Genomic DNA, 2,081 nt, shown 5'->3' on the forward strand with positions numbered 1-2,081 from the left:
TGCGGCTTCTTTCAGGATTGATTCCCGGTGTTCGGGAGTAAAAACTCGTTTTTCTTTCTTCATTTCCTTAAAGTTAGTGACAAATCCTTTTTAGATTTTGTCTCCAACTATTTAAGGGGCTAAGACACCTGACCATAGACTGAACTTGTGACAAAAACACAGAATACTAAAAATTTATACATCTTTGGTGATCTCACTAACTCGTTTGATGGGCAAAAAAACTGAATTTAAGTATAGAAGAATGGCATGGGGGGGGGCAGGGTAAAAAGTCGTACATACGTTGAAGCGCCTGCTTCAACAGCCCGACAAATTTCTAAGATTTAATGTCTTTCGAATTCATCTTGAGATGAAAGTTAGTTGGTATCCATCGCATTTACAATTTGAAATAAAAAAGTGTGGGGTGGCCCCCCACACTTTTTTATTTCATTCAGAATTGATAATACATCCTCGTACGATTTTGGCTTCTTTCCCGCTGTGTACCGGGGCGCTTACGTGCTCTCTTACAACCCGAGAGGCATTGGCAGCACTTACCAACTGACTGGAAAGGACCAGCGTAGCGTTACGCCGGTCCTTTATTAGCGATCAAGCCCTACCAACTTGCTGGTATGAAGTCCGCCATGCTGATGACACCAAGACCAGCTTCCTAATTAACGCGGATAGATAACCTTGAACCGGCCGCTCACACTCGCCGAAGCCGGTAGGTTCGCCCCTTTTTTCTCGTACAACGGTGCATCAACAATGGTGTAGGTACCTTCGATCAAGTCTGGGGTAACGTTCTGCACGTCAACTTGCCATTTCGTCGCTGTACTGGCCAAATTGTAAGGCGCAATCCGCCAATAGTCGCCGTCTTTCTGGTTATTAAGGCCATTGGTAAATGAAACTTTGACCGCATCGCCCGTGTAGACACCCACCCCCGTAAAATTCGGCCAGGCTATGGTGATCTGATTCCAGCCCGCATCCGAATAAGTGGTGCCAGCAGCATATTCGACGTAGGTTTGCTGCTGGGGGGGGCGGGTCCGGTAGAGCGAAATGGCTTGCCAGTTAACCGGCTTGGTGGCCCCCCCGTAGGTAAACTCACTGACGGGCAGATTGAGGGGTGATTGCGTAATTTGGACCCGCGTCGTCGTCGGAGTCAGGTAATTACTCAGTCCCCCGGCTGGCCAGGGAACGTACGCCAGGGCTTCAACCTTACGGACGGTGTTCGCGTAATTCCAGAACGGTTCACCCTCCGATTGCTCGCGCAGATTCAGGTTCTCATTGAGCAGGTTTTTGATCCGGATGTTCAGCCGCTCCTGAGCCGCCCCCTCCTTTTTAAGCGTAAAAAGGAACTCGATATCGATGTACTCTGGCGTGATGGCGGTAATCCGGGCCTGATTGGTGGGATCGGCCAGGTTGAGAATATCCCGCCCTAGCTGTCCTTCCGGTACGCGGATAAAGGGGATCACAATGTAGGGATCGAACCTCCCCTCCCCTTCATCAATGGAAAGATCATAGACCTTGTAGTTGCGGCCAGCCTCAAAAGGCCCGTTGAAGTGCATACTGATGTCGTATTGGGCATTCTGGGCGTGAAGCCGGATGACGTTTGCTTTATTTCCCGTGTTATTAAAGCTCGTGTGGGCTTCCAAGGGAAAGGCTTTGTCGGACCCGAAGGCAATGGGCTGCCCATCGATTGACCCCTCCAGCGTACCGTCAATATTATCGAGGTTGCTGTTGCGGACACCCGGAGCGCCGGTAAACAGAAAGGAAGCGGTCTGGTTGGCACCGGCTGTCTTGGCCGTTGCACTCAGATCATCCAATGGCTCAGTTGGCTGACAACCGAAAACTGCAAATAGCAGCAGGCAACTGGTTAATCGAAAAGTGGACATAGTCAGGAAATTTAAACGTCGAACAAAAAACAAATCAAGAATAACGGTGCTACCCGACCACCTTACGGCAGCAAGACCCGGTCAATGATGTGAACCACCCCATTGGTCGCCACCAAATTCGCACTCACGACGTTGGCCGCCTGATTGTTGTTGCCGCTCCCCAGAAAGCTCACCCCGCTGTTGGACACATTCGCCTGGAGCTTGCCCCCCTGCGCC

The 2,081-nt window shown here is 50.5% G+C and carries 2 protein-coding genes; both read right to left on the reverse strand.

From position 1 onward, the window contains the following. Positions 1 to 647 precede the first annotated feature (647 nt). Entirely contained in the window at positions 648 to 1,865 is a 1,218-nt protein-coding gene (locus ACYVH9_RS31525; protein ID WP_460640434.1) for a hypothetical protein, read from the reverse strand. 62 nt (positions 1,866 to 1,927) lie between these two features. Next, positions 1,928 to 2,081: fasciclin domain-containing protein (locus ACYVH9_RS31530; RefSeq protein ID WP_460640435.1), on the reverse strand; the 154-nt coding region annotated here is incomplete at its 5' end.

The sequence above is a fragment of the Larkinella harenae genome, assembly GCF_054780515.1.

Coding starts and splice junctions, on each gene's coding strand:
- ACYVH9_RS31525 (WP_460640434.1), bottom strand. CDS start 1,865: ATGTCCACTTTTCGATTAACCAGTTGCCTGCTGCTATTTGCAGTTTTC.